We start from the raw sequence: 25,221 nt of genomic DNA on the forward strand, positions 1-25,221 counted from the left end.
AATTAGTTCAAACGGCGAAGCCTTCAAACGGCGAAGCCTTCAAACGGCGAAGCCTTCAAACAGCGAAGCGATCAAACAGCGAAGCGATCAAACAGCGAAGCGATCAAACAGCGAAGTGTTATTGAATCGGACTTACATAACTTGCCTGGAAATCCTCCCACTTAGTGGTTTTATAAGCATTCCCGCCAATGAATTTAATAATCTGGTCGAAGGGTTTTGCCTCTATGTACCCCTGAACTGGCTGTATCATATTGGTTTGTTCATCCAGGAATACAACTGAAGGATAACCGAGCTGACCGTTCAGAAGAGCAGCGGCCAGTTCATTATAACCCCGGTTTCCACTGGCAACATATTTATAACTTTTACCATTAAGTACAACATCGGTCTTTTGTTCGGCATTGAACTTAACTGCATAAAAATTAGAATTGATGTAATCAGCTATTGTATTGTTGCTGAATGTTTTGCTGTCCATAACTTTGCACCATCCGCACCAATCGGTGTATACATCAATCATTATCTTCCTGGGCTCCTTTTTGGTGAGTTCAAATGCTTCTTCAATCGAATACCATTTTACCGGAGATTGTGCGGATGCAACAAATGAAGAAACGGCCAGGACGAAAATGATGAAATATGTTCTCATATAATCAATGGATGACACAAAATTATAACGTCAAAATTAGAAAATTGTTCCATCATACTAACGATTTACTGTAAGTGAAACGGGCACTCCGTATTGGTACACAGGCGAAATGGCTTCTGCCCACAATTGTTCTCCTGCCATAAGTCTTATACGGGCCTGATCCGGTATCCGGTATGGAATCGTATTGGGTTGTATTTTAGAAGTTATTTTGAAAGACTCCATCTCTTTTAGTTTATGAGAGGCTTCCAGTTCAAGAATAACCGGAATACCTGCTGTTTCCCTTGAATCGAGGAATCCCTCGGTTTGTGAAAACCTGAACAGGACCGGACGGTCAGATGTTTTTCCCGGGTCCGGCATATAATAAAAGGTACGGCTCATTGGAATCACTGTTTTTTTACCGGTGAAAAGCGAAAGATACTCCTGCTCAAGGCGTGACAGTTCAGCCAATGCCGAAGCCATCGCTTCTCCGTTAGGCATATAGGTATACTGACCGGCAACCAGCTTGAAGCGCCTTTTCTTAAGTTTAATCAGAAAATCAGCGGCTTCCTCTGCCTTTTGCTCAACAGTCTTTTCTTTCATTGTGATGCGGGTCTGAGGCCGGGCGCCTGAATCAGGCATAACGGTACTCACATCCACATCTTTTTCAGCTTCAAAATTTCTCCTGATGGAAAGATCTTTAAATAATACATCACCCTGGTTTCCCGGGTAAGAATACGACTTGTTAACATTGGCAGAGAACCGCGGAACTGACAGGATCAGGCTGTCCTTTAACAAATTTGAAATTTGTGTGAAAGAATAAGGATTTTCAAGTCCTGAAAGCGAATAAATGAAATCGGGATCTGCCTCAAGGTGATTTCCAATAGATACGGACCTGATATTGAATATTTTTTCGTTTTTCATGGGAGCATCCTTTATTCCCAGGTATTTTTGGGCAAAACGGGCATAAGGTCCGGGATTAATAATGATCTCTTCGGCCTGAACCGATACATCGATTACCGTAACAGGTAAGGAGTAAACGAAGGAGCCGGCCTGTGCCGTTTCTCCGTTATTCATATTAGTAACCGACAGGTTGCTTACAGTTGCGCAGGCCCACACTAATCCCGCTGAAATTATGGTCACAAAAACAATCCTAAAACTTTTCATCTTTCAATATTAATTTAAATACACGGCCAAGTTGTTCAACAATATCCGATGCAATTATGGTTTCACTTCCCATGGATGAAACCGCAATATCACCGGCCAAACCATGTAAAAATGTTCCTGCAATGGCAGCATCTTCAGGTTTGTAGCCCTGAGCTAATAACGACAGAATTACACCGGTTAGTACATCACCGGCACCTGCTGTTGCCATGGCAGGATTTCCGGTACTATTATAAAAACACCTGCCGTCAGGCAAAGATACTGATGAATAGGCACCTTTTAAAACAATAATAATTCTATGTTTTACCGAAAGTTCAATTTGTTTTTCATTCCTTTCAAATCCGCTTTGTGATTTACCTGTCAACCGGTCAAATTCACCCGGATGAGGAGTAATAATTGTATTTTCGGGCAGACGGCCAATCCAGAATTCCGATGCCACAATATTGAGTGCATCGGCATCAAGAACCAGTGGTTTTGAGCTGTTTATAAGATCCGCCAGGGCGGCAATAGTAACCTTATTTGTTCCGATGCCTGGTCCGGCTCCGATCGCAGAATACTTTCCAACCGACGGAGCCTTGCTGAAGTACATTTCATCGTCATCTATACTGAAGATGGATTCCGGCACTGCTGTCTGAATAACAGGATAAACTTGCCTCGGAACATGACAGGTGACCAGTCCTGTACCGGTTCTCATACAGGCCCTGGATGCAAGAATGGCAGCACCCATCATCCCATATGAACCGGCCACAAGCAGTGCATGTCCCTGGGTTCCTTTATGAGTAAATACTTTTCGTTTTCGTATGGTTCCCCTTAAATCCTCTTCCCGGATATAAAACCAGGGTGTTAACTTTTCATTGATGATATCCTTATGAAGTCCCAGTGGTATAATTTCCCATTTGCCAGTGTAAATTTCATTTTCAGCAAAGAAAAAAGCTCTTTTAGGAAATTCAAAAGATAGCGTATGGCTTGCATGAATTATGCATGAGCCGTTATTTCGGTTATCTTCTCCAAACAAACCACTGGGAATGTCAATTGAAATTATTTTGGCATCCGAATGATTAATATGTTGAATGACTTCACATGCAAATCCTTCGGAAGGTCTTGATAAACCCGAGCCAAAGAGCCCATCTATAACTACATAATCCGGATAAATCACAGGCAATTCTTCCCTGGTCCTGATTTCATGAATAATAACTTTCCCTTGTTTTATCAAACGCTCCCGGTTAACCTGTGAATCCGGCGAAAGGGTATCAGTAATATATACAGGATAAAGAACTATGTTTCCAAAGCCCTTCTCACTCAGAATCCGGGCCAGAGCCCATCCATCTCCTCCGTTATTGCCCGGACCGGTGAATATGTGCAGGGGCGTTTCAATTTTTAAACGATTAATGATCCATTCGGCACAACCCAGAGCAGCTCTTTCCATCAGGTCAACTGAAGACACCGGCTCATGTTGAATGGTATATGAGTCTATTTCGTGTATTTCCTTTGTACTAAAAACTTTCATAGAAACTTTTCTGAGTTCCTGTTTCCATGTAATGTTTTCTGTAATCATACTCTAATAACAATACAACTTTGCCTGTGGCATCTCGTTCTTCATAAACACTAGGGGCGCCTGATTCAAGGTATTTGTATGTCTTTTCGCCTGTTGCTTTGCCATCAGCGCCGATATTCTTCACTGTTGACTGCACGTTATTTAAATAAGTATAGTCTTCATGAGCTGAATATTTTTTACCTGCATTGTCTGTTCCGGATATGATCACCTGCTTGATGGTGTGATCATCATTATAAGAATACTGCTTCGATTCTTGTTTTACAGATGCATTCGCTGCCGGTTTATAGGTATCTTTGCGTTTGATCAACAAACCGTTGGCGTCATAGTTATACCGGCTGAGTGAACCGGCACTTGTACCAAAGTATTTTTTCTCGGAAATGATCCTTTTGTTTTTATCAAAACCGGTAACCGTTTTCTCCTGAAGAACCAGAGAATGATTTTTACCCGGAATCAGCTTCTCGAGCAAAATCTCATTTCCATCCGGACTATAGCTGTGTTTTATTATATAAAGCAGGCTATCGTGTGAATTATAGCATTCCTCACTAAATAGCTTATGATCCTTGAAAAAGCGGAAAACGTAATTCGAAATTTGTCCGGTTTTATCATCATAGTTAACCTCCCTGAAAAAAACATCATCCGGAGAAATGAACTGTTGTTTAATAGTTGTATAGCCGGTAGTCTTACCTTCGGCATTTAAAATATGCTTATTGGTGATGTTGATTCTGATGGTGTCAGCTGCCATGCCCTTAAATACAGAAAGGATCAGTAAGGCAGCAGGTAAATAAAATTTCAACTTGTGTACCATAAATGTGACAGTTAAGTTATTTCTTATTACCGGTACAATGGATGGCAATCAGCTCATCTGCGGCTTTATACCCCAGTGATTTTGCCCTTTGTAAATCCTCGCAGCCCTCAGTCAATTTATTCAGGTTAATTTCTGAAACAGCCCGAAGATAATAGGCGATTGCATAATTTTTATTCAGTTCAATGGCCTTTGTATAGTCAATGACTGCCTCCTGGTGTCTTCCCAGGTTACCTTTTGAAACACCCCTGTTAAACCATGCTTCGGTGTATTGTGGATTCAGGGCAATTGCTTTATCATATAAAGGAATTGATCCCTTGTAATCCTGTTTCATTGAGCTTACCACACCGAGGCTCAGATAAACACCGGCGTCGTCCGGTTTAAGTTTCTGAAGTTCCTTCAGATCTTTTAAAGCCGCATTGGCGTTTTGTTGGCCGAGATATATGATAGAGCGGTTATTTAGGGACTCAGTTACCTTGAATTTACTATTTATGCATTGTGAAAAATCTTTCAGTGCAGCATCTGCCATACCTTTTCGTGCATAGGCAGATCCCCGGTTGAAGATTACATCCAGGTTGCCCGGTCCGAGTTCAAGTGCATGATTAAAGTCGGTCAGGGCACCATCGAAATCGTTGATATTGAGTTTCAGATAGCCTCTGCTGGCATAAGCCTCTTTGTTATTCAGATCCACGTTAAGCAAATTATCGTAATCAGCAATTGCCCCCTTGAAATCATCCATTGCCGAATTGGCTTCTACACTTTTCAAATAAGCCTCAATATTATCCTTATCGAGTTTCATGGCTTGGCGATAATCGGAAACCGAACCCGCAAAATCAAGGAGAGCAGCTTTTGCCAAACCACGATGATACCATGCCTGTGCATTGGTTGAATCGGATTTAAGCACGGCATTGAAATCGGCTACTGCCAATAAAGGCTTTTGTTGTTTGATTTCGATAAGCCCCCTGTAAAACTTTGCATCGGAAGTAACACTATCCATTTGAAGAGATGCGTTGGCATAATTCAGGGCTTCATCATACCGGTTAAGGTAATAAAGAGATTTTGTCAACCCGTTAAGGGCAGCCGGAGATTTATTCAGAAAGGCTGCTTTTTTGAATTGCTCATAGGCTTTCGCATATTCCTTTTGATCAAAATACGCGGATCCCTTCAATATCATATTGGTTGACAAAGGTTTGCGGATAACCAATCCGCCAAAAACCAGGAGAACGAGAACAGCGATGACTGCAACTATACGGGTATTCTTTTTTGCCATAGTAATTGTGTTTAATGAATCATGCTAATATTATGAAAAAAAATTGAGACTGATCCCACTCATTGAATGATCGTAGAGAATTATTTGTTATTTTTAATGGGGTTAATAATTGAGGGATAATTCAGAGGACTTAACAGAGATTTGCCAACCATTGCCCCTGCAAACAAAGTTTTTTGAGGTAGAAACTTATTCTCAAGATATTTTTTCATGCTTAAAAAAGGAAGATATTTCAGGTCCTCAGGTCTATTCCTATTCAGCCTGCTTGTAATCAACTTCATTATTCTGTCATTGTCATATGTATATTTCAGGACCGAAAAAGCTCAGATTTTAGATAATCTTATGAATCCCGGTGCTGAAATTGTGAAACTGAAAGCCTATATGATTGCCTTTAGCGGATTGATCATACTGGCTTTTAACACTGCTTTTTCATTTTTCTGGTTTAAGCAGCGAAATGAATTATCGGCACTTGAAAAAGATAAGCTTTTGTTAATCGAGCAGTTTGCCATGTTATCGCGGTTTGCCAATGATGCCATTATAGTTTTTACCGAAGATCATACCATAATCCAGGTCAATGATAAAGCCCTTGAACTTTACGGTTTTTCAAGGTCGGATATATTGGGCATGACGGTTGAAATGCTCCGCATTCCTGAAGAAAGAGATGATTTTCCTGCAATGCTGCTAAAGGTGAAAGCAGATAATGGCCTGAGGTTTGAAACCGTTCACATGACTTCTAAAGGAACCGGATTTCCTGTAGAAGTGAGCATGAGGTATATGGAACTTATGGGCAGTAATTGCTTCCAGGCCGTTGTAAGGGACATAACACAACGGAAACAATTCGAAAAGGCCTTGATAGCCAGTGAAGAACGTCTCAAAATGATTACAAATACAGTGCCTCTGATTGTTTGGACTGCAACGGCAGAAGGCTATATTGACTTTGTAAATTCCCGTTTTGAAGAAATTGTTGGTTTTTATCCCATCCGTGAAAATGCTACTATTGATTTTATTCATCCTGACGACAGGGAACGAGTAACTAAATATTGGCAAAGTGCTGTGAATGAAGCAAGACAACACCAGATTCAATTACGGATCCTCACGAAAGAAGGGATTTACAGGTGGTATCTTTGTATGGCAATGCCATCGTGCAACAGTGATGGTAAAATATTAAGGTGGTTCGGAAGCGCCACGGATATTGATGAACTCGAGAACAGGGTGGCGCAGCGCACAGCCGAGATAAAAGAACATGAAAAGGAAATTGTAAAACTGAACCTGAGCCTGCAGGAACATGCGCTGAGCCTTGAAAATGCAAACAAGGAACTTGAAGCATTTATTTATTCCGTATCACACGATTTGCGTGCTCCTCTGCGTGCCATCAACGGTTTTTCTATGATTCTGCTCGATGAGTATAAAAGCAAACTGGATACAGAAGGTCAGAATATGCTTGGTAAAGTATGGAACAATGCCGACCGTATGCGACAGCTTATCGATGATTTGTTGCGTTTTTCCAAAACAGGCCGGCATGCCCTTTCCATAACTTATATTGATATGAATGCCCTGTTCAATTCAATGATCGAGGAAACAAAACAGCTATACCCCGAAAGGCAGATCAAAACATCAATATCTGAAATGCCCGGTGCTTACGGAGATCTTTCATTAATGAAACAGGTGCTTCTCAACCTTCTGTCGAACGCTGTAAAATTTTCAGGGAACAGGGAATGTTCAGAGATCGAAATCAAAGGTTCAAGAAATAATGAAGAAATATGTTATTATATAAAGGATAACGGCACAGGCTTCGATATGAAATATGCAGATGAGCTGTTCGGCGTTTTCCGGCGGCTTAATAATGCCGAAGGATTTGAGGGAACTGGTGTAGGCCTTGCTCTTGTTAAGCGGATAATTGAAAAGCACGGTGGCAAAGTGTGGGCTCAAAGCGAGCAGGGAAACGGGGCCACTTTTAGTTTTTCACTGCCTGATAACCGGTAAATCTCATAATATGGCCGATAAACTTCGTATACTATTTGTTGAAGATCTGGTCACTGATTATGAACTCGCTTTATATGAAATTCAGAAAACAAATCCCGATCTAATCAGTAAAAGGGTTGACAACAAGGATGACTACCTTTCCGCACTGAATGAATTTAAACCCGATCTGATCCTGTCAGATTATGTTATGCCTGAATTCAATGGCATGACAGCCCTGGATATAAAAAAGGAATTTTTTCCCGATATTCCTTTTATAATGCTTACAGGATCAACCAACGAAGAAACCGCTGTACTTTGTATGAAGGCTGGAGCCGATGACTATGTAATTAAAGAACATATCAGGCGATTGCCGCTCTGTGTATCAAGCGCACTTTCAAATGCGCAGGTAAGAAAGGAAATTCGTAAGGCACAGCAGGAGTTGATCCGCAGGGAACTTCTTCTGAGGAATGCTGTCAATAATCTGCCATCTACGTTTACGATTTACGACAACGAAGGGAGAATCGAATACATTAATGAATATGGTCTGACTCTTGCAAATCTTAAACCTCGTGATGCTGTGGGGAAGAAAGAAGAGGAAATATTCCCGCCTGAGGTTACTGAAAGTTATATTGCTGCACTTTATAAAACTTTCGCAAGTCGCGAAACCCAGGTTATTGAAAGTCTGATAAACTATCCTCATGCGTCTCGCTATGTAATCTATTATTTTGTTCCTACGCTTGATGAAAATGGCAAAATATATAAAGTGCTCGGGATAGCATATGATATTACCGAACGAAAAGAAGCTGAAGAAAAGCTCAAAGTGGCCCGAAAAAGAGCCGAAGAATATGATTTACTGAAATCGGCCTTTCTGGCGAATATTTCTCACGAAATCAGGACACCTCTTAATGCCATCATGGGATTCGCCCAGATGATACAGAGAGGTTATTCCGATGATGAACAGTTATCCGGCTACATTGATATTATCCTGCTTAGCAGCAACCAATTGCTTGAAATAATAAAAGAGATGCTCGAGATCTCCCAACTGGTTTCCGGTAAATCAAATATCAACCAAACAACATTTTCAATTACAGGGTTATTGCAGGATTTGTTTCTGAGTTTTCAGGTGCTTGAGGACGCAAAAATCAGGCAGGGCATTCAATTTAATCTCGATATAGCTTCACTCAGGTCAGAGAATGACATGATTGAAACCGACAGGGAAAAATTGTTCCAGATACTTAAAAACCTGTTGAATAATGCCTTTAAATTTACGTTCAACGGATCGGTGACTTTGGGTTGCCAGAAAAACCATCCGGGCATATGGCATTTTTATGTAACCGACACAGGCATTGGCATTGAACCGGATAAGCTGATGTACATTTTTGATATATTCAGGCGGGGCGATGAATCTTTTACGCGTCAGTTCAGCGGAGTAGGTCTTGGTCTCACCATTTGCAAAGAACTTATCACACTTCTGAAAGGTGAAATTTGGGTGGAAAGTAAGCCCGGAAAGGGTTCGGTATTTAATTTCATGCTTCCCGAAAATCTTGGGAAAATAGGAATTTAATGGTATATTTAATGCTATATTACTCAAAATGAAGATCCAGTTTATCACTTGTATTAATAAACCTGACAACATGAAAAAAATAGTTTTCCTTCTGTTTTGCATCATTGCATTTTCAATCATTCAGAGCTGTGTTATTGATTTTCCTGACTCAATTTCGGGGAACGGCAATGTAGTTACACAAACGCGCGATTTATCTGAATTCTCAGCTATAAAGGTTAGCTCAGGAATCGATGTATACCTGACCCAGGGCGAACCTCAACGGGTTGAAGTGGAAGCAGATGAAAACCTGCAGCAATGGATAAAAACCGACGTCAATGGCAACGAGCTCAATATTTATTCGGATAAATCGATTCGGCTGGCACGCACTAAAAAGGTTAAAATAGTATGTAAAACCCTTGAAAAGATTGAAATATCGAGTGCCGGAGATATTACCGGACTTAGCCGGTTTAAAACCGATAAACTGGATATTGACATGACAAGTGCAGGGGACTTGAAATTTGAAGTCGAAGCCGATGAAGTCCGTATCTCAATTTCAAGTGCCGGTAATGCCGATTTAAAAGGTAATACCCGGGTCTTCAATGCTGAACTCAGCAGTGCTGGAGATCTGAATGCATATGAACTGGAAGCCAAAATAGCCGATGTCTCTGTTTCAAGTGCCGGAAGCGCTCGTGTTTTTGTTACCGATGAAGCGAGATTCAGATCGAGTAGTGCCGGAAATATCAGTTATAAAGGCAATCCCAGCATAAAAGAAATCAATACATCGAGCGCCGGATCAGTCAATAAAAAGGATTAAATCCGGTAATCAGTAATCAGTAATCGGTAATCGGTAATCGGTAAACGAACACCGAACACCGAACACCAATACTTACCACAACAGGGGTATGAAGTTTGAAAGGAACTTTATACCTTTATTGCATTATATTATTTCAGTAGATAACTTTTATGGAGAATAAATATGTTCATTTACTTGCTATTGATCATAATCTGGCACCATGGCAGGTAGAGAATACCCTTAAACTGCTTGAATCAAAAGCCACCATTCCGTTCATCAGCAGGTATCGCAAAGAAGCCACCGGAAGTCTTGATGAAGTTCAGATAACTGATATTCGTGATCAATACAACAGGTTTCTCGATATTGATAAAAGGCGGGAATCCATTATCAGCAGCATTGAAGAACAAGGACTCATGACTGATGAGATCAGGAAGAAGCTGGATGCTGCTTTTTCACTTGCCGAACTCGAGGATATTTATCTTCCCTATAAACCTAAAAAGAAGACAAGAGCATCGGTGGCACGTGAAAAAGGTCTTGAGCCGCTGGCCCATAAAATAGTGAAACAGGCTGAAAGAAATCTTTCACTGGCTGCACGCGATTTTATTGGCGAAAAAGTTGCTGATGAAGAAGAAGCGTTGCAGGGCGCCAGGGATATTATAGCTGAATGGGTGAATGAAAATCAGCAATCGAGAGTTCTTGTGAGAAATGCATTTTCACAGGGAGCAGTGATTTCTTCAAAACTGGTGAAAGGTAAAGAGGCAGAGGGTATTAAATACCGTGACTATTTTGATTTTGCTGAACCTCTTGCCAAATGTCCATCGCACCGCTTACTGGCCATGATGAGGGGTGAGGAGGAAGGATTTCTGCGAGTTGGTGTGGAGCCTGAACAGGAGAAGACGATAAGCCGACTGGAGAAACAATATATCAAATCCACCGGTGATTGTGCCGAACAGCTTGCCATCGCCATTAAGGATTCCTATAAAAGATTGCTTGAACCGTCCATTGAAACGGAATTCCGTTCGCTTGCAAAAGAAAAAGCTGATGAACAGGCTATCAAAGTATTCGCTGAAAATCTCAAACAATTGCTTATGGCGCCACCTCTTGGACAGAAAAGAGTACTAGCCATAGATCCCGGATTCCGGACAGGTTGCAAGGTGACGTGCCTGGATGCACAGGGTAACCTTCTCCACAATGAAACGATATATCCCCATCCGCCGGTACAGGAAACATCCATTGCCTCCAAAAAAATAAATACGCTTGTAAATTCTTATAAAATCGAGGCAATTGCCATTGGTAACGGTACAGCCAGTCGCGAAACGGAATCGTTTATCAGGAATATAAAATTTGAGCGTGATCTTAAAGTATTCGTTGTAAGTGAAGCAGGAGCTTCAGTATATTCTGCTTCAAAAACTGCAAGAGATGAATTTCCTGATTATGATGTAACGGTTAGGGGAGCTGTTTCAATCGGTCGCCGGTTGATGGATCCGCTTGCAGAACTCGTGAAGATCGATCCTAAATCAATCGGGGTGGGACAGTACCAGCATGATGTAGACCAGGGACGTTTAAAAGATTCACTTGACCAGGTTGTAGAAAGTTGCGTAAATGCCGTGGGAGTTGACCTGAATACGGCGAGCATGCATCTGCTTACCTATATATCAGGACTCGGACCACAGCTTGCTAAAAATATTGTTGAGTACAGGAAAGAACAGGGAACATTCCATTCGCGTGAAGATCTTAAAAAAGTTCCCAGGATGGGCCCTAAAGCTTTTGAACAGGCGGCAGGATTCCTCAGGATACGTGAGGGAAAAAACCCACTCGACAACAGCGCCGTTCACCCCGAGAGTTATTATATTGTTGAAAAGATGGCGACTGATCTGAGCCATCCGGTTACTGACCTGCTGGCAGACGAAGGCCTGAGAAAGAAAATTGATATAAAAAAATATGTGGATGATAAGGTCGGAATACCAACACTTACAGATATACTGAATGAGCTCGCCAAACCGGGACGGGATCCGAGATCCTCAATAAAGGTTTTTGAATTCTCAGATGAAATACATAGCATTGAAGATGTCAGAATCGGCATGGTTTTGCCGGGCATTGTAACCAATATAACCAATTTCGGAGCTTTTGTCGATATTGGAGTTAAACAGGATGGATTGGTGCATATATCGCAAATGGCAGATAAATTTATTACCAATCCGGCCGAGGTGGTTAAGCTGCACCAGCATGTGAAAGTAAAAGTGCTGGAAGTGGATGTACAAAGAAAACGAATTCAGCTGAGTATGAAGGGAGTGTGACTGATACTGGATGCTTGATACTGGATACTTGATACTGGATACTGGATGCTGGATACTGGATGAAACCAACACCGAACACTGATTTAAGATTTAAGAATATCAAACCCCTAAATCCCTAAACCCCTAAACCCCTAAACCCCTAAAACTGCTAACCCATGCTAGCCTTTCCAGAGATGCTTAAGCCATCCGTAAAAAAAACAATTGCCGGCGAACGGAGTACCGGCAAAAAGATCCTTGAAAAGTTATTTGAATTAATCTCCATCATAGTCAGTATTTATCTTGCTTTAAGCATTGAAGGCTGGTCAGAAAAAAGATCTGAGCATAAAAAGATGCTGTATTATTACAATAACCTTGCAGCGGAAATTGCGCTGGATACTGCATCACTCGACAGTGCACTGATGAATGCCGAAAAGCATCTTCGCGTAACCCGGGTGCAATTAGGAATGTTAAGAAAATACGAACCTTCAATGGATGATTCCTTGCTGTCAATGTATCGTGGATTGGCGTTCAACATGCTTTTCTATACATCGTCAATGCTGTCCTATAACACAATGGTAGTGAGCGGCGACATTAAACTTATAGAGAATATTAAGGTACGGAATAAACTGGCAGAATTAAATGAAGTCTATACCGGGTTAAGGCTTCATGAAGACATGTATCTGAAGTATATTCAGGATGATATAATGAAATCTTTTATGTCGAATTTTGATCTGATCGATCAGAAAATTGTTACGCCGGGTTATTATAAAAGCTTATTCTACCGGAACCTGGTTGCGGGATTTTATGTACAGAATGCCGGCAGGGTGGAGCAGTACCGGTCATCACTCAAGGTGGCAAAGGAAACCCTGGCTCTCATTAAGGAGGAACTTGAGAAAGAGGAGAAATAAGAAAAGGGAAATTGCAACAAAAAACCCCGCTGTTTGCGGGGTTTTTTGTTATCCTAAGTAGGATTTCAATAATTTGCTTCGTGATGTATGCCGTAACCTGCGGATGGCTTTTTCCTTGATCTGACGAACCCTTTCGCGGGTGAGATCAAATTTTTCGCCGATTTCCTCGAGGGTCATTTCCTGAACACCGATACCAAAGAAGAATTTGATAATATCTCTTTCTCTTTCAGTAAGAGTGGCAAGGGCACGGTTAATTTCTTTCATGAGCGATTCACTGATAAGCTTCTTGTCGGCTTTTGGTGAATCGTGATTGATAAGTATATCAAGAAGGCTGTTGTCTTCACCTTCAGCAAAGGGAGCGTCAACTGATACATGACGGCCTGAAACCTTAAGTGTATCAGAAACTTTTTCCTTAGGTAATTCAAGTGCATCAGCAAGTTCTTCGGGGGTAGGAGTCCTTTCATATTCCTGCTCGAATTTCGAAAATGCCTTGTTAATTTTATTAAGAGAGCCGACCTGGTTCAGGGGTAATCTCACAATCCTTGATTGTTCAGCGAGAGCCTGAAGGATTGATTGCCTGATCCACCATACTGCATAAGAGATGAATTTAAAACCTCTTGTCTCATCAAATTTTTCTGCAGCTTTAATAAGTCCTAAATTTCCTTCATTGATCAGGTCAGGTAAACTTAAACCCTGATTCTGGTATTGCTTAGCCACAGAAACAACGAACCGGAGATTTGCCCTGGTGAGTTTTTCGAGAGCACTTTTATCTCCTTTCTTTATCCGTTGCGCCAACTCCACTTCCTCTTCAACTGTGATAAGCTCTTCTTTGCCGATTTCCTGTAAGTATTTATCGAGAGAAGCACTTTCCCTGTTGGTAATTGATTTTGTAATTTTTAGTTGTCTCATTCCCTAGAAAATTTGTGCGAATTTATGTTATTTATTATCAATTTCAATGGTTTTTAAAATATCAAAAAAATTTTTCAAAAAAAAAGGCTTGCGAACTGCAAGCCTTTATAATAATATTTATTCCTAAGCTATCACAGTCCAAATGCGTAATACGCCACCATACCGTTTGGATATACCCCTTCTATGTATACACCACCTTTTAAATTATTTACAAGTTTCTCCAATTCAGCAACTGACTGAATAGGCGTGTTGTTAACCTGCGTGATGATAAAGCCTGGTTTTACACCTTCCTGCTTCAGTTTGCCCTCCTGAAGATCGGTAACTTTAACACCGTTTTTGATGCCAAGTTTCTGCTTTTCCTGGTCAGTGAGATTAACAACCTTTGCTCCAAGTATGGTTTCGAACGTGCCTGCTTTAACGACACTTGTGTCACCCTGAAGATTACGCAATTTCACTTCAAATTGTTTCGTTTTGTCTTTTCTTTTTACCGTTACCGAAATCTTGTCTCCCGGCCTGTGGCGGCTTACAAGCTCCTGTAGTTCTGAAGGACTTTTTACTTTAATACCTTCAATTTCGGTAATCACATCACCAGCTTCAATTCCTGCTTCCTGTGCAGCGCTGTTCTCATTTACGTCGGAAACATATACACCGTTGAGTTCACTTAGATTCTCCTTCTTTGCCAGTTCGGCGCTGATATCCTGGATTTGTACACCCATGATCCCGCGCTGGACGGTTCCGAATTCAATCAGGTCTTTTACAACCTTCTCCACTATGCTGGAAGGAATAGCAAACGAAATACCCACATTTCCACCGGTTGGAGAAAGAATGGCTGTATTGATACCCACCATTTCACCTTTCAGGTTAACAAGTGCACCTCCGCTGTTTCCCCTGTTGACAGACGCATCAGTCTGAATAAATGACTCTATCCTGTAATTGTCTTCAATGATTTGCATGCTCCTTCCCTTGGCACTTACAATACCTGCAGTGACTGTGGATGAAATGTTAAACGGGTTTCCGACGGCAAGAACCCATTCACCGATCCTCAGGTTGTCGGAATTCCCGAAGGTAATAAACGGCAGGCCTTCGGTATCAATTTTCAGCAAAGCCAGGTCGGTTGAATGATCGGTACCCACCACCTTGGCTTCAAATTCTCTTTTGTCATTCAGGGTAACTGTAACCTTTTCAGAGTTTTCAATCACATGGTTATTCGTAACAATGTAACCGTCAGCCGTAATAATTACGCCTGATCCGATACCTGTAACGGGCTCCTGCTCACCCGGGTATTTATCACCGTAGAAAAATTCATAAATCGGGTTCCGGTATTCCACAGTGGACTGTGTTTTGACATTGACAACTGCATTTACAGTTTTCTCAGCGGCAAAAGTAAAGTCAGTAGAACTGTCAATTCCGGCTTTTAAACTTACCATACTCACAGGCTCTCTCTCCTGGATAATCGTTTTTTCCTTATTATCAATAAGGGCCGAGTAACCAAACACTGAAACCAAACCACCGATAATTGCGGCAATTAAAACCAGTAATACTTGTTTGCTTTTCATTTTCAAAATGTTTTATTCTTTATCTTTATTTTTATATCAACTCGACACAAATGAAACAAAAAATATACCTTTTGTTTCGTTTATTCACATCAAAATTATGACATTTGTTACTGCCTGAATCGTGTTTAACAATATTTAACTAACACCATCCCAACAACATATAAATTCTATTAAAAATCTTTAAATATGAAAAGAATACTTTTTGTGTTTTTATTTGCAGGGATATTATCCTCATTTTATGCACAGACTGGCTATACGCCTGCTGAAGAGAATCTTGCAAACCGCAAATGGTTCCAGGACGCCAAATTTGGTATGTTCATTCACTGGGGTGTATACTCGGTTCTTGGCGATGGCGAATGGGTAATGAATACACAACAAATTGATAAAAAAACTTACGAAAAATTGCCGGCCTTTTTTAATCCGATCGACTATAACCCCGCTGAATGGGTGGCCCTTGCCAGACAGGCCGGAATGAAGTATATAGTAATCACAAGCAAGCACCATGATGGATTTGCCATGTTTGATTCAAAGCAAACCGATTGGGATATCATGGACAGAACGCCCTATAAAAAAGATGTTCTGAAAATGCTGGCAGATGAATGTCAGAAGCAGGGTATCCGTCTTTTTTTCTATCATTCGCAACTCGACTGGTACCAGAACGACTATTATCCGCGCGGTAACACCGGCTCAACAGCAGGAAGACCCGAATCCGGTAACTGGAATAATTACCTGAAGTTCATGAATGCCCAATTGACAGAATTACTGACAAACTATGGACAAATTGGCGGAATATGGTTTGACGGATGGTGGGATAAAAAAGATGCCGACTGGCAGCTCGATGAAACTTACAGTCTCATACACCGGCTCCAGCCCGGATGTATGATCGGCAGCAACCATCACCAGGCCCCGAAACCCGGGGAAGATTTCCAGATGTTCGAAAAAGACCTTCCCGGATTTAATACAACCGGTTTCAGCGGCGAATCAAAGGTTGGTTCGTTACCCCTTGAAACCTGCGAAACCATGAACTATTCATGGGGTTTTAACCTGCAGGATAAGAATTTTAAATCTTCACGTGCATTGATTCAGTATCTTGTTCGCGCAGCAGGATATAACAGTAATTTTTTGCTGAATGTTGGTCCTATGCCTAACGGAAAAATCCAGCCTGAATTCGTTGACACTCTGAAAAAAATTGGTAACTGGATGAACCAGTTTGGTGAAACCATCTACGGAACCCGGCAGGGACCGGTTACACCAAAAACATGGGGTGTTACAACAGAGAAAGAAGGCCGTATTTTCGTTCACCTTCTGAATTCTGAAGGTAATACATTGCTCATTCCTTCAATTGGAAAAATTCAATCGGTTAAACTGTTTCACAACCAGCAAAAGGTAAGTTTTATTGAGACCAAACTGGGAACAATTATTCAAATACCCGAAGGCCTTCCTTCGATGCCTGATGTAGTTTTTGAGATCACTTTAAAATCCTGATATATTCACTTTAAACTTTTATTCTATGTCAATAACCAGATTTTTTATTGCCTGCAGCCTGTTTGCAACCGGCGCTGTAATGCAGGCACAGGTACCTGTACAACCCGGCCATCCCCAATATATCCTAAATGAACCGTATGACATAAGCGGCGATTTTTATGATTTTACCAATACCTATTATGTTGCCGACAGTCTTACCGATTTTGATCCCCAAAAGGGTTCGGGAACAGTTGTATATGAGCGCTATGAAAACTCTACCCGGTTGGCTTTCAACAATATGATGGGAGTGCTGAAAAAAGTAAATGCAAATGAATTCCCGACTAACGAATATGCAGCATCACCGGCTTTGCCCTTTTCAATTGAATTTGTTTCTCCCAAGACAATCCGTATTAAAGCGTCCACCGGTTTTGAGGCAAAAAAGCAGGAGCCTTCATTGATGCTTGTAAATGGCCAGGCGAATGTAGATACAAAAAGCTGGAAATATACGCGTACCAAAGACGGATACCTGTATTCGGGCGAATACGGAACTGTTCTGATCCGCAGTAACCCCTGGACGATAGAATTCCGTGATAAAAACGGTTACTTTCTTACAAGAACCGTTCATATAAGTGATCTTTCGGCGTCAGCATATATTCCTGAGCTGCCGTTTTCATTTGTCCGCAGGGCGGGCGATTACTCAAGGAGTGTAAATGCGGCATTTTTACTTTCTCCTGATGAAAAGATCTTCGGATGCGGAGAATCATTCACACGGCTTGATAAGAGGGGACAGAAAGTGGTGCTCTGGACCGACGATGCCAATGGGGTGGAAAACGAGGCCATGTACAAACCTATTCCCTTTTTCATGAGCAGCAGGGGATATGGTATGTTCATGCATACGTCATCACCCATTACGTGTGATTTTGGCAAATATTTCGGCAATGTGAACTCGCTCATGATTGGTGACGACCAGCTTGACCTTTTTGTATTCCTGGGCGATCCTAAAGATATACTTGATGAATATACAAACCTGACCGGTAAACCGTCAATGCCGCCTTTATGGTCATTCGGGCTGTGGATGAGCCGCATAACCTATTTTTCAGAGGCTGACGGCCGGCGGGTGGCAGCCATGCTGAGGCAAAACAGGATACCTTCGGATGTTATCCACTTTGATACGGGATGGTTTGAAACCGACTGGCAATGCGACTACAAATTTGCTCCTTCAAGGTTTACCGATGCCGGAAAGATGTTATCTGATCTGAAGAACCAGGGATTTCATGTATCACTATGGCAGATCCCGTATTTTGTTCCGAAAAACAGCCTTTTCAGTGAAATAATTGATAAAGGTCTGTATGTGAAAAACGACAAGGGAAATCCGCCTTATGAGGATGCTATTCTCGACTTTTCAAACCCGGCCACCGTTTCATGGTACCAAGAGAAAATTGGAGGATTGTTGAAGATGGGAGTTGGTGCGATTAAGGTGGATTTTGGTGAAGCCGCACCGCAGAAAGGTATTTATGCCTCAGGAAAAACCGGCTTCTACGAGCATAATCTTTATCCTCTCCGTTATAATAAAACAGTGGCAGAAATTACAAAGGAAATCAACGGTGAAAATATTATTTGGGCCCGCAGCGCATGGGCAGGGAGCCAGCGTTACCCGCTTCACTGGGGTGGCGACGCAGAGGTTACAAATAATGCCATGGAATCTGAATTACGCGGTGGGCTTTCATTCGGTCTGAGCGGATTTGCTTTTTGGAGCCATGATATCGGCGGATTCCAGGAAAGAACTCCGGATGATCTTTACCGCAGGTGGCTGCCATTTGGTATGCTGACTTCACACAGTCGTTGCCATGGAACTCCTCCGAAAGAACCCTGGGAATACGGTCAGAATTTCAATGATTATTTCCGTGTTGTGGATGAAATGAAGTACAAACTGATGCCATATATCTATGCCCAGGCAAAGAACTGCACAGAGAAAGGACTTCCGATGGTTCGTGCGCTCTTTGTTGAGTATCCCGATGACCCGGGTGCATGGCAGATAGAAAACGAATACCTGTTTGGTTCCGACATACTTGTGGCCCCGCTTTTCGAAAGCACCACTTCAAGGGATGTGTACCTGCCGGGTGGCAACTGGATAGATTTTCAGACGGGTAAATCTTATTCAGCCGGATGGCATACTATAACTGCAGGTGAAATACAGGCCGTTATCCTCGTCAGGGACGGTGCTGTGATTCCGACAATACAACTGGCACAATCCACAATGGATATGGATTGGACTAAAATTGACCTGAATGTATATTCGGGAGGAAAGGTTAAGCCTTCGGGATTGATTTGTCTACCTTCAGACAATGTGCTTCATCAGTTGAATTTTGATCAGTCGGGCAAACTGATTTCAAATCCATTACAGGGTAAATCAGCATTAAGGGTAGTGAAAAGGTAGAGACGCAATTTATCGCGTCTTTGTTAATATTTACGATACAGTGAGAATGCCGCAATAAAGCATTGCGGCATTTTTATTTATTGAGAAGGGCATTTAGTACCTGCACCGAATCACCAGCAATGATCAACCTGTCAATCTGACTTGGCTTTACAAAATCACGGCTCGCAAGTGTCTTCAGGAAGCTGATCAGGATATCGTAAAAACCGTTTATATTGGAAATGGCAATTGGCTTCTGATGATAGCCAAGCTGTTGCCAGGTATATATTTCGAAGAATTCTTCCATAGTGCCTATACCGCCGGGCAGCACCATGAATGCATCGGAATGACTTGTCATGAGTGCCTTTCGCTCATGCATTCCTTTAACCACATGCAGTTGGGTCAGACCTTTATGAGCCACTTCAATTTCAACCAGTCTTTCAGGAATTACACCAATCACCCTTCCTCCGAGACGGAGCATTTCATCTGCAAGAACGCCCATTAAACCGACATTGCCGCCTCCGTATACAAGGGTAATATCATGGGCGCAAAATGCTGCTGCCAGATCCAGGGAGTCTTTGATAAGAACCGGATCATGGCCGGTTGAAGAACCGCAAAATACAGCTATGCTTTTTATTGAAGTCATTTGTCAAAGATAAAATAAAAAACCCGGCAGTTTATCTGCCGGGTTCTTTTGTCACCATGACCAAATTCGGTCCGTGATCAAATTCGGTCCCTGAGCTTGTCGAAGGGTTAGTTTTTCTCCACTACTTCACCTTTAATTATAAGAGTGGCATTTCCGTCAGCGCTGTTTGAACTTACAACAGTGCTTTTAGTGAAAGGACCAACAGATGCGGCATTATAAGTAAGAGTAATCTTACCGGCTTTGCCGGGAGCAACCGGTTCTTTTGTATAATCGGCCACGGTGCATCCGCATGTAGGCCTTACCGAGTTAAGTACCAGCGGAACCATACTGGGATTTGTAAATTCAAAAACAACAGATACCGGTTTGCCCTTTTCAATTTTGCCAAGGTCGATGGTTGTATTTTTCCATGAAATACTTGAAGTGGCAGCCGGAGCAGCATCCTGTGCTTTTAATGAAACCGCTGTCATTACAATTAGTGCAAACAGTATTGAAAAAACTCTATTAGCTTTCATATTATTATAAATTTTTGATTGTGATCAGCGCTCTAAGTTACGGTTATTCTGCAGAATTGTTTTAAAAATTTAGTTAAAAATATTAAACACCGAACCTTACTGGCAGGAAACATTAAGATAATTTGACGATTCGGAAAGTCAATTGAAAATCAGTTTATGTTAACGGAAAGGTGAAACCCTGAAACGGGCAAACCACTCTTGAATTCAATATGAAAAAGTATTTAATTTACTCACAATCAGGAAAAAGTTCTGCCGGATCAAAGAAATTTTGGGTTTATAATAGGTTAGTTAGGTCCAATCTGACATAAAATCCAACCGGCAAGCTTTTTCCGGGTAAGCCATTTTTACTGGTTTTAATGGCAATTTTTAACCCTATATATTTATGAATAAATTAATTACTATAACTGTGTTGTTGGCAATAGCACAGTTTCAGCTGGCATTTGCCCAGCAATTTGCCGTAAGCGGAACTGTTACAAGTTCCGAAGATGGGACTACTCTTCCGGGGGTGAATATCCTTGTGAAAGGGACAAACAACGGAGTCAGCACTGACAATAACGGAAAATACACTGTTAATGCAAACAGTGATGCAATCCTGGTATTCAGTTATATCGGATTCCTGAAATCTGAAATCCCCGTTTCAGGAAGACGGACGATAGATGTTATTTTGGAACCCGATGTTAAGGAAGTGGGTGAAGTCATAGTGACCGGTTATGGAAAATCGCTCAAAACTGAACTTACAGGTTCAATTGACAAGATCAGCAGTAATGATCTGCAAAAAATTCCGACCCCTACTTTTGAATCAACTTTACAGGGCAAAACTCCCGGTGTTTTAATGACAAATTCTTCTGGAAAACTGGGTGAGGCATTCAATATCCGTGTAAGGGGCACATCATCAATAAGTGCCACCAGTCAGCCATTGTATGTTGTGGATGGTATGATCATCACTACACAGGATTTCGGCGATCCCTCCAATCAGCCATTGAATCCGCTTGTTTCAATCGATCCCAATGATATAGCTTCAATAGAAGTACTTAAAGATGCTTCTGCCTCGGCTATTTATGGTTCAAGGGCTTCAAACGGTGTTGTTCTGATTTCCACCAAGTCAGGAAAAAAGAATTCAAAGTCCAATGTAAACCTGGGTTATTCGGTTTCCTCAAACCATGAGACACACAGAATTGACATGCTTAATTCAAAGGAATACATTGAACTTTTCAGTGAAGCTTGCGAAAATGCTGAGTTCTGGGGCGATCCGGCATACGGGCCCGGTGATGGTGAAAAATTCCTGAGAGATTATTTTTATCAGCCGGAAGATACAGCCAATACCGACTGGCAGGATTATATGTTCCGAAAGCATGCCATATCGCAGGATGTTTTCCTGAATGTTACGGGTGGTAATGACAAAAGCAGTTTTTTTGCCGGAGTTTCGTATTCCGATCAGCAAGGTATTCTAATTAAAAACGATTTCAGACGGTTGAATGCCAGGCTGAATTTTGATCAGAATATTAGCAAGTACCTCGATATCTCTGCAAAGCTGAGTTATTCGCAAACGGCTCTTGAAAGGGTCTCCAATGACAATGCCTACTCAACACCCATGCAGCTGATTGCCCAATCTCCTTTATCAGCTCCATATCTTACTAACGGTGAACCAAATCCTAATACCATTTATTTTAACGGATTACTTGCAGCACGATACAATACAAGTACAAACAACAGCAACCGGACACTTGGCAATTTTTCAGCGAACCTGCACATTTTGCCAGGACTGCTCACCTATACCTCTCTTTTTGGTGTTGACAATTTCAATCAGCGTGAGGAAGAAAGATTGAGCCCGAAAACGGATGACGGTCAACCTGCGGGATATGGTTCATTCAGGATAGTGCAAAACCTCAATCTGATGGTAGATAATTACCTTACCCTGGATAAAACGTTCTCAGATAAACATAATCTCAATGTTGTAGCAGGAATATCATACCAGGATGAGAAATATACAAGGGGAACCATGGGTGGTAAAACATACCCCGGGGATGATTTTCTTGATCTGGATGCGGCAGCTGAAAACACCTACTTTGGCAGTGCAAACTCAAGAACCACCTTTCTTTCTTATTTTTCACGAGCCAACTATAAGTATTTCGACAGGTACCTGCTGTCACTTAGTTTCAGACGAGATGGTTCAAGCCGTTTCGGGGAAGATGCCCGTTTCGGGAATTTCTATTCAGTAAGTGCAGGCTGGATTGTAACCCAGGAACCTTTCCTGGCCGGTGTAAAATGGCTGTCGTTCCTGAAACCCAGGATTTCATATGGCGAAACAGGAAATGCGGGCATTCCCGATTATGGTTATATGAGCCTCGTCAACACAAAGCCCTATGCAGGAAAGACCGGGTTTTATGCTTTCCAGATAGGTAACCCTAAACTGCGCTGGGAAAAAACCACTCAACTTGACGTTGGAGTTGATTACGGGTTTTTCAATAACCGCCTTTCAGGTGAAATAGACTATTATATTAAAAAAACGAGCAATATGCTTCTAAATCGTTCCATCCCCATGTCAAGTGGCTACAACGATATTCTTGAAAACGTCGGGGAGATGAAAAACAGTGGTCTTGAAGTAATACTGAATGCTACCCCTGTTTCAAAATCACTTGTTTGGAGTATCAGTATAAATTTTACTTATAATGAAAACAAGGTAACAAAACTGGTTGAGGCTATGAATTTTAGCCAGAGTCGTGTAGAAGAAGGAAAACCATTGGGATTCTTTTATATGCCAAAATACGCAGGTGTAGATCCTGACAACGGGGATGCATTATATTATACAAGTAACGGTGAGAAAACAAATGATTATGCACAGGCAGAATTTCGTGATGTCGGCAATCCGAATCCGAAGTATTTCGGTGGAATATCCAATAATTTCACTTTTAAGAACTTTGATCTGAATGTTTTCTTTCAGTATGTTTTTGATGTCGACCTGTACCGTTTTCATGGAATATATATGTCAGACAATGCAAACTGGCTTGATAACCAGACAAAAGATCAGTTAAAAAGATGGCAAAAGCCGGGAGACATTACCGATGTACCCCAGGCAAGATTAGGATACAGCAACGGAAACAGGATGTCTTCAAGATTTATTGAAGAAGGAAGTTACATCCGCCTGAAAGATATTACTCTCGGTTATACTTTGCCCACCTCAATAAGCAGCAAACTTTCCATCCAGAAGTTGCGTGTTTATGCCTCAGGTCTTAATCTCCTTACAATCACCGGGTATGATGGTTTCGATCCTGAAGTTACGAGCACTGGCACCAGCAGAAGTCAAACCTCTCTCAATGTTCAGCAGGGTGTTGAGTATTATTCTACACCCCAGGCTAAAGGCATTACAGCGGGTATTAATGTAACATTTTAACAGGATTATCATGAAAAGACTTATAAATATTTTGGCTTTACTGGTTTTAGTAATCAGTTGCACCGAAAAACTTGAAATTGATCCTACATCTTACGATGATATGGATAAGGCTTTATCGACCCCAGAAGGTCTTGTAAGTCTTAAAAACAGCTGTTACGCGAACGCACGGCATGTATATGGACAGTATTATTATCATTTCGCGGAGATGCTTGCTGATACCGGTGAAATAACTTTCCTGGGAACTTTCGAAGAACTTCACGACCTGAGCAATAAATCACTTGTAAATACTTTTTCCTGGGGCGAAGATGCCTGGCGATACGCTTACCGTACTATAAACGGATGCAATCTGATACTTGAAAACCTCAGTATTGTTGATGATCAGGAAACAAAACTGCAACTGGAAGGCGATGCCAGATTTCTCAGGGCAATAATGTATTTTGACCTGGTTCGTTACTTCAGTCTTCCCTACGGTGATGGTGCTATGGGAAACCCTGCCGTTCCCCTCATTGAACAGGGAGTAACGAAGTTCAGCCAGGTGACTTATCCCTCACGGTCTACTGTGCAACAGATTTTCGATTTTGCAGAACAGGATCTTCTGAAGGCCGTTAACCTGCTTCCCGAGGAAGAAAATTTCTTTGCAAGCCGTTACGCAGCGTATGCCATGCTTTCAAGATTCTACCTTACAACAGGTGATTATGCCAAAGCTGCAGCAATGGCCGATACCGTCATATCATCAGGTTTGTTTAGCCTGATTGAATTTCCGCTTCAGGCTTTTAACCAGAAAGCGAATACAAAAGAGGATATAATGTCGTGGCAGCAAACTGAACTGGATAATGAAGGTCAGAGCAACGGCGGAATGACTGCATTTTATGCAAGTACTGAAGAAGTCGGCCGATCTGAAATGGTGATATCCGAATCATTTATTAATTCGGTCTACGCTCCGGGTGATCTCAGGGGAGTGGTTCAGAGCGATGTATTTAGTTCAGGCGATATTAACAGTTTGTTTTATGTGGGATTCGGTCAAAGAGCCCGTGGAATTTACAGCGCCAAGTGGCTCCGGTATAATACGAATCTTACTTTTATCAGGCTGGCTGAGATGTATCTGACCCGTGCCGAAGCAAACCAGGAACTGCTGGATAACGGAGGCTCATTGATCGGCAGTAATACGCCTACCCGGGATATCGCCATAATTAGGGATCGTGCGGGCATTGACACCACAGGAATCCAACCTGTTAATCTCGAAGATATAAGGTTTGAACGATATAAAGAATTAATATTTGAAGGACACCGGTTACCCGATTACAAACGCTGGAAGAAAAATGTGGGAGATATACCCTGGAATTCCACCAGGCTTATCATTCCGCTGCCAAAAAAAGAAACGGATACCAATCCGAATTTATAATTAATCATGATATGGGGTAAGCACTTAACAAACGGTCATATA

At 41.7% G+C, this 25,221-nt stretch carries 18 protein-coding genes; 9 read left to right on the forward strand and 9 right to left on the reverse strand.

The window, feature by feature from the left end:
- Positions 1–118 precede the first annotated feature (118 nt).
- The 5 genes from VK179_06015 to VK179_06035 are packed head-to-tail and all read right to left on the reverse strand — an operon-like array spanning position 119 to position 5,407.
- Complete coding sequence (locus tag VK179_06015; GenBank protein HLO58276.1) at positions 119–640, reverse strand: DUF255 domain-containing protein; 522 nt, start codon at positions 638–640, stop codon at positions 119–121.
- Positions 641–697: 57 nt separating this feature from the next.
- On the reverse strand, positions 698–1,783 hold the full coding sequence (locus VK179_06020; GenBank protein ID HLO58277.1) for a DUF4831 family protein: 1,086 nt from the start codon (positions 1,781–1,783) through the stop codon (positions 698–700).
- Positions 1,770–3,335, reverse strand: a complete 1,566-nt coding sequence (locus VK179_06025; GenBank protein ID HLO58278.1) for an NAD(P)H-hydrate dehydratase — start codon at positions 3,333–3,335, stop codon at positions 1,770–1,772. Before VK179_06025 ends, VK179_06020 begins: the two co-directional genes overlap by 14 nt.
- On the reverse strand, positions 3,274–4,140 hold the full coding sequence (locus tag VK179_06030; protein HLO58279.1) for a hypothetical protein: 867 nt from the start codon (positions 4,138–4,140) through the stop codon (positions 3,274–3,276). Before VK179_06030 ends, VK179_06025 begins: the two co-directional genes overlap by 62 nt.
- Positions 4,141–4,156: 16 nt before the next feature.
- A complete protein-coding gene (locus VK179_06035; protein ID HLO58280.1) occupies positions 4,157–5,407 on the reverse strand; it encodes a tetratricopeptide repeat protein in 1,251 nt (416 codons plus the stop codon).
- A 207-nt stretch (positions 5,408–5,614) separates the two neighbouring features.
- Between VK179_06035 and VK179_06040 the strand changes: the two genes are divergently transcribed.
- From VK179_06040 to VK179_06060, 5 genes are all read left to right on the forward strand, one after another.
- Entirely contained in the window at positions 5,615–7,387 is a 1,773-nt protein-coding gene (locus VK179_06040; GenBank protein HLO58281.1) for a PAS domain S-box protein, read from the forward strand.
- A 10-nt stretch (positions 7,388–7,397) separates the two neighbouring features.
- Positions 7,398–8,930: an ATP-binding protein gene (locus VK179_06045; protein ID HLO58282.1), complete on the forward strand. Its 1,533-nt coding sequence runs from the start codon at positions 7,398–7,400 to the stop codon at positions 8,928–8,930.
- A 70-nt stretch (positions 8,931–9,000) separates the two neighbouring features.
- On the forward strand, positions 9,001–9,723 hold the full coding sequence (locus VK179_06050; GenBank protein ID HLO58283.1) for a head GIN domain-containing protein: 723 nt from the start codon (positions 9,001–9,003) through the stop codon (positions 9,721–9,723).
- Between the two features lie 149 nt (positions 9,724–9,872).
- On the forward strand, positions 9,873–11,999 hold the full coding sequence (locus tag VK179_06055; GenBank protein HLO58284.1) for a Tex family protein: 2,127 nt from the start codon (positions 9,873–9,875) through the stop codon (positions 11,997–11,999).
- Positions 12,000–12,154: 155 nt separating this feature from the next.
- Positions 12,155–12,886, forward strand: a complete 732-nt coding sequence (locus VK179_06060; GenBank protein ID HLO58285.1) for a DUF6090 family protein — start codon at positions 12,155–12,157, stop codon at positions 12,884–12,886.
- A 48-nt stretch (positions 12,887–12,934) separates the two neighbouring features.
- On the opposite strand, the gene VK179_06065 is transcribed toward VK179_06060, so the two are convergent.
- The gene (locus VK179_06065; protein ID HLO58286.1) at positions 12,935–13,795 is read right to left on the reverse strand and encodes an RNA polymerase sigma factor RpoD/SigA; all 861 of its coding nucleotides are present in this window, start codon (positions 13,793–13,795) and stop codon (positions 12,935–12,937) included.
- A gap of 131 nt (positions 13,796–13,926) precedes the next feature.
- Complete coding sequence (locus tag VK179_06070) at positions 13,927–15,351, reverse strand: Do family serine endopeptidase (GenBank protein HLO58287.1); 1,425 nt, start codon at positions 15,349–15,351, stop codon at positions 13,927–13,929.
- A 186-nt stretch (positions 15,352–15,537) separates the two neighbouring features.
- Here VK179_06070 and VK179_06075 point away from each other — a divergent pair, with 186 nt between their 5' ends.
- Together VK179_06075 and VK179_06080 are read left to right on the forward strand one after the other, a co-directional pair.
- Positions 15,538–16,836, forward strand: a complete 1,299-nt coding sequence (locus tag VK179_06075; protein HLO58288.1) for an alpha-L-fucosidase — start codon at positions 15,538–15,540, stop codon at positions 16,834–16,836.
- 25 nt (positions 16,837–16,861) lie between these two features.
- Positions 16,862–19,252 (forward strand): TIM-barrel domain-containing protein, encoded by a 2,391-nt coding sequence (locus tag VK179_06080; GenBank protein ID HLO58289.1) that lies wholly within the window; start codon positions 16,862–16,864, stop codon positions 19,250–19,252.
- Between the two features lie 73 nt (positions 19,253–19,325).
- On the opposite strand, the gene VK179_06085 is transcribed toward VK179_06080, so the two are convergent.
- On the reverse strand, positions 19,326–19,874 hold the full coding sequence (locus tag VK179_06085) for a TIGR00730 family Rossman fold protein (GenBank protein HLO58290.1): 549 nt from the start codon (positions 19,872–19,874) through the stop codon (positions 19,326–19,328).
- Between the two features lie 107 nt (positions 19,875–19,981).
- Positions 19,982–20,386, reverse strand: a complete 405-nt coding sequence (locus VK179_06090; GenBank protein HLO58291.1) for a DUF1573 domain-containing protein — start codon at positions 20,384–20,386, stop codon at positions 19,982–19,984.
- A gap of 382 nt (positions 20,387–20,768) precedes the next feature.
- Between VK179_06090 and VK179_06095 the strand changes: the two genes are divergently transcribed.
- Together VK179_06095 and VK179_06100 are read left to right on the forward strand one after the other, a co-directional pair.
- Complete coding sequence (locus VK179_06095; GenBank protein HLO58292.1) at positions 20,769–23,777, forward strand: TonB-dependent receptor; 3,009 nt, start codon at positions 20,769–20,771, stop codon at positions 23,775–23,777.
- Positions 23,778–23,787: 10 nt separating this feature from the next.
- Complete coding sequence (locus VK179_06100; GenBank protein ID HLO58293.1) at positions 23,788–25,179, forward strand: RagB/SusD family nutrient uptake outer membrane protein; 1,392 nt, start codon at positions 23,788–23,790, stop codon at positions 25,177–25,179.
- The last annotated feature ends 42 nt before the right edge of the window (positions 25,180–25,221 follow it).

The organism is Bacteroidales bacterium (assembly GCA_035299085.1).
Lineage (GTDB): Bacteria > Bacteroidota > Bacteroidia > Bacteroidales > UBA10428 > UBA5072.

Coding starts and splice junctions, on each gene's coding strand:
- VK179_06015 (HLO58276.1), bottom strand. CDS start 640: ATGAGAACATATTTCATCATTTTCGTCCTGGCCGTTTCTTCATTTGTT.
- VK179_06020 (HLO58277.1), bottom strand. CDS start 1,783: ATGAAAAGTTTTAGGATTGTTTTTGTGACCATAATTTCAGCGGGATTA.
- VK179_06025 (HLO58278.1), bottom strand. CDS start 3,335: ATGATTACAGAAAACATTACATGGAAACAGGAACTCAGAAAAGTTTCT.
- VK179_06030 (HLO58279.1), bottom strand. CDS start 4,140: ATGGTACACAAGTTGAAATTTTATTTACCTGCTGCCTTACTGATCCTT.
- VK179_06035 (HLO58280.1), bottom strand. CDS start 5,407: ATGGCAAAAAAGAATACCCGTATAGTTGCAGTCATCGCTGTTCTCGTT.
- VK179_06040 (HLO58281.1), top strand. CDS start 5,615: ATGCTTAAAAAAGGAAGATATTTCAGGTCCTCAGGTCTATTCCTATTC.
- VK179_06045 (HLO58282.1), top strand. CDS start 7,398: ATGGCCGATAAACTTCGTATACTATTTGTTGAAGATCTGGTCACTGAT.
- VK179_06050 (HLO58283.1), top strand. CDS start 9,001: ATGAAAAAAATAGTTTTCCTTCTGTTTTGCATCATTGCATTTTCAATC.
- VK179_06055 (HLO58284.1), top strand. CDS start 9,873: ATGGAGAATAAATATGTTCATTTACTTGCTATTGATCATAATCTGGCA.
- VK179_06060 (HLO58285.1), top strand. CDS start 12,155: ATGCTAGCCTTTCCAGAGATGCTTAAGCCATCCGTAAAAAAAACAATT.
- VK179_06065 (HLO58286.1), bottom strand. CDS start 13,795: ATGAGACAACTAAAAATTACAAAATCAATTACCAACAGGGAAAGTGCT.
- VK179_06070 (HLO58287.1), bottom strand. CDS start 15,351: ATGAAAAGCAAACAAGTATTACTGGTTTTAATTGCCGCAATTATCGGT.
- VK179_06075 (HLO58288.1), top strand. CDS start 15,538: ATGAAAAGAATACTTTTTGTGTTTTTATTTGCAGGGATATTATCCTCA.
- VK179_06080 (HLO58289.1), top strand. CDS start 16,862: ATGTCAATAACCAGATTTTTTATTGCCTGCAGCCTGTTTGCAACCGGC.
- VK179_06085 (HLO58290.1), bottom strand. CDS start 19,874: ATGACTTCAATAAAAAGCATAGCTGTATTTTGCGGTTCTTCAACCGGC.
- VK179_06090 (HLO58291.1), bottom strand. CDS start 20,386: ATGAAAGCTAATAGAGTTTTTTCAATACTGTTTGCACTAATTGTAATG.
- VK179_06095 (HLO58292.1), top strand. CDS start 20,769: ATGAATAAATTAATTACTATAACTGTGTTGTTGGCAATAGCACAGTTT.
- VK179_06100 (HLO58293.1), top strand. CDS start 23,788: ATGAAAAGACTTATAAATATTTTGGCTTTACTGGTTTTAGTAATCAGT.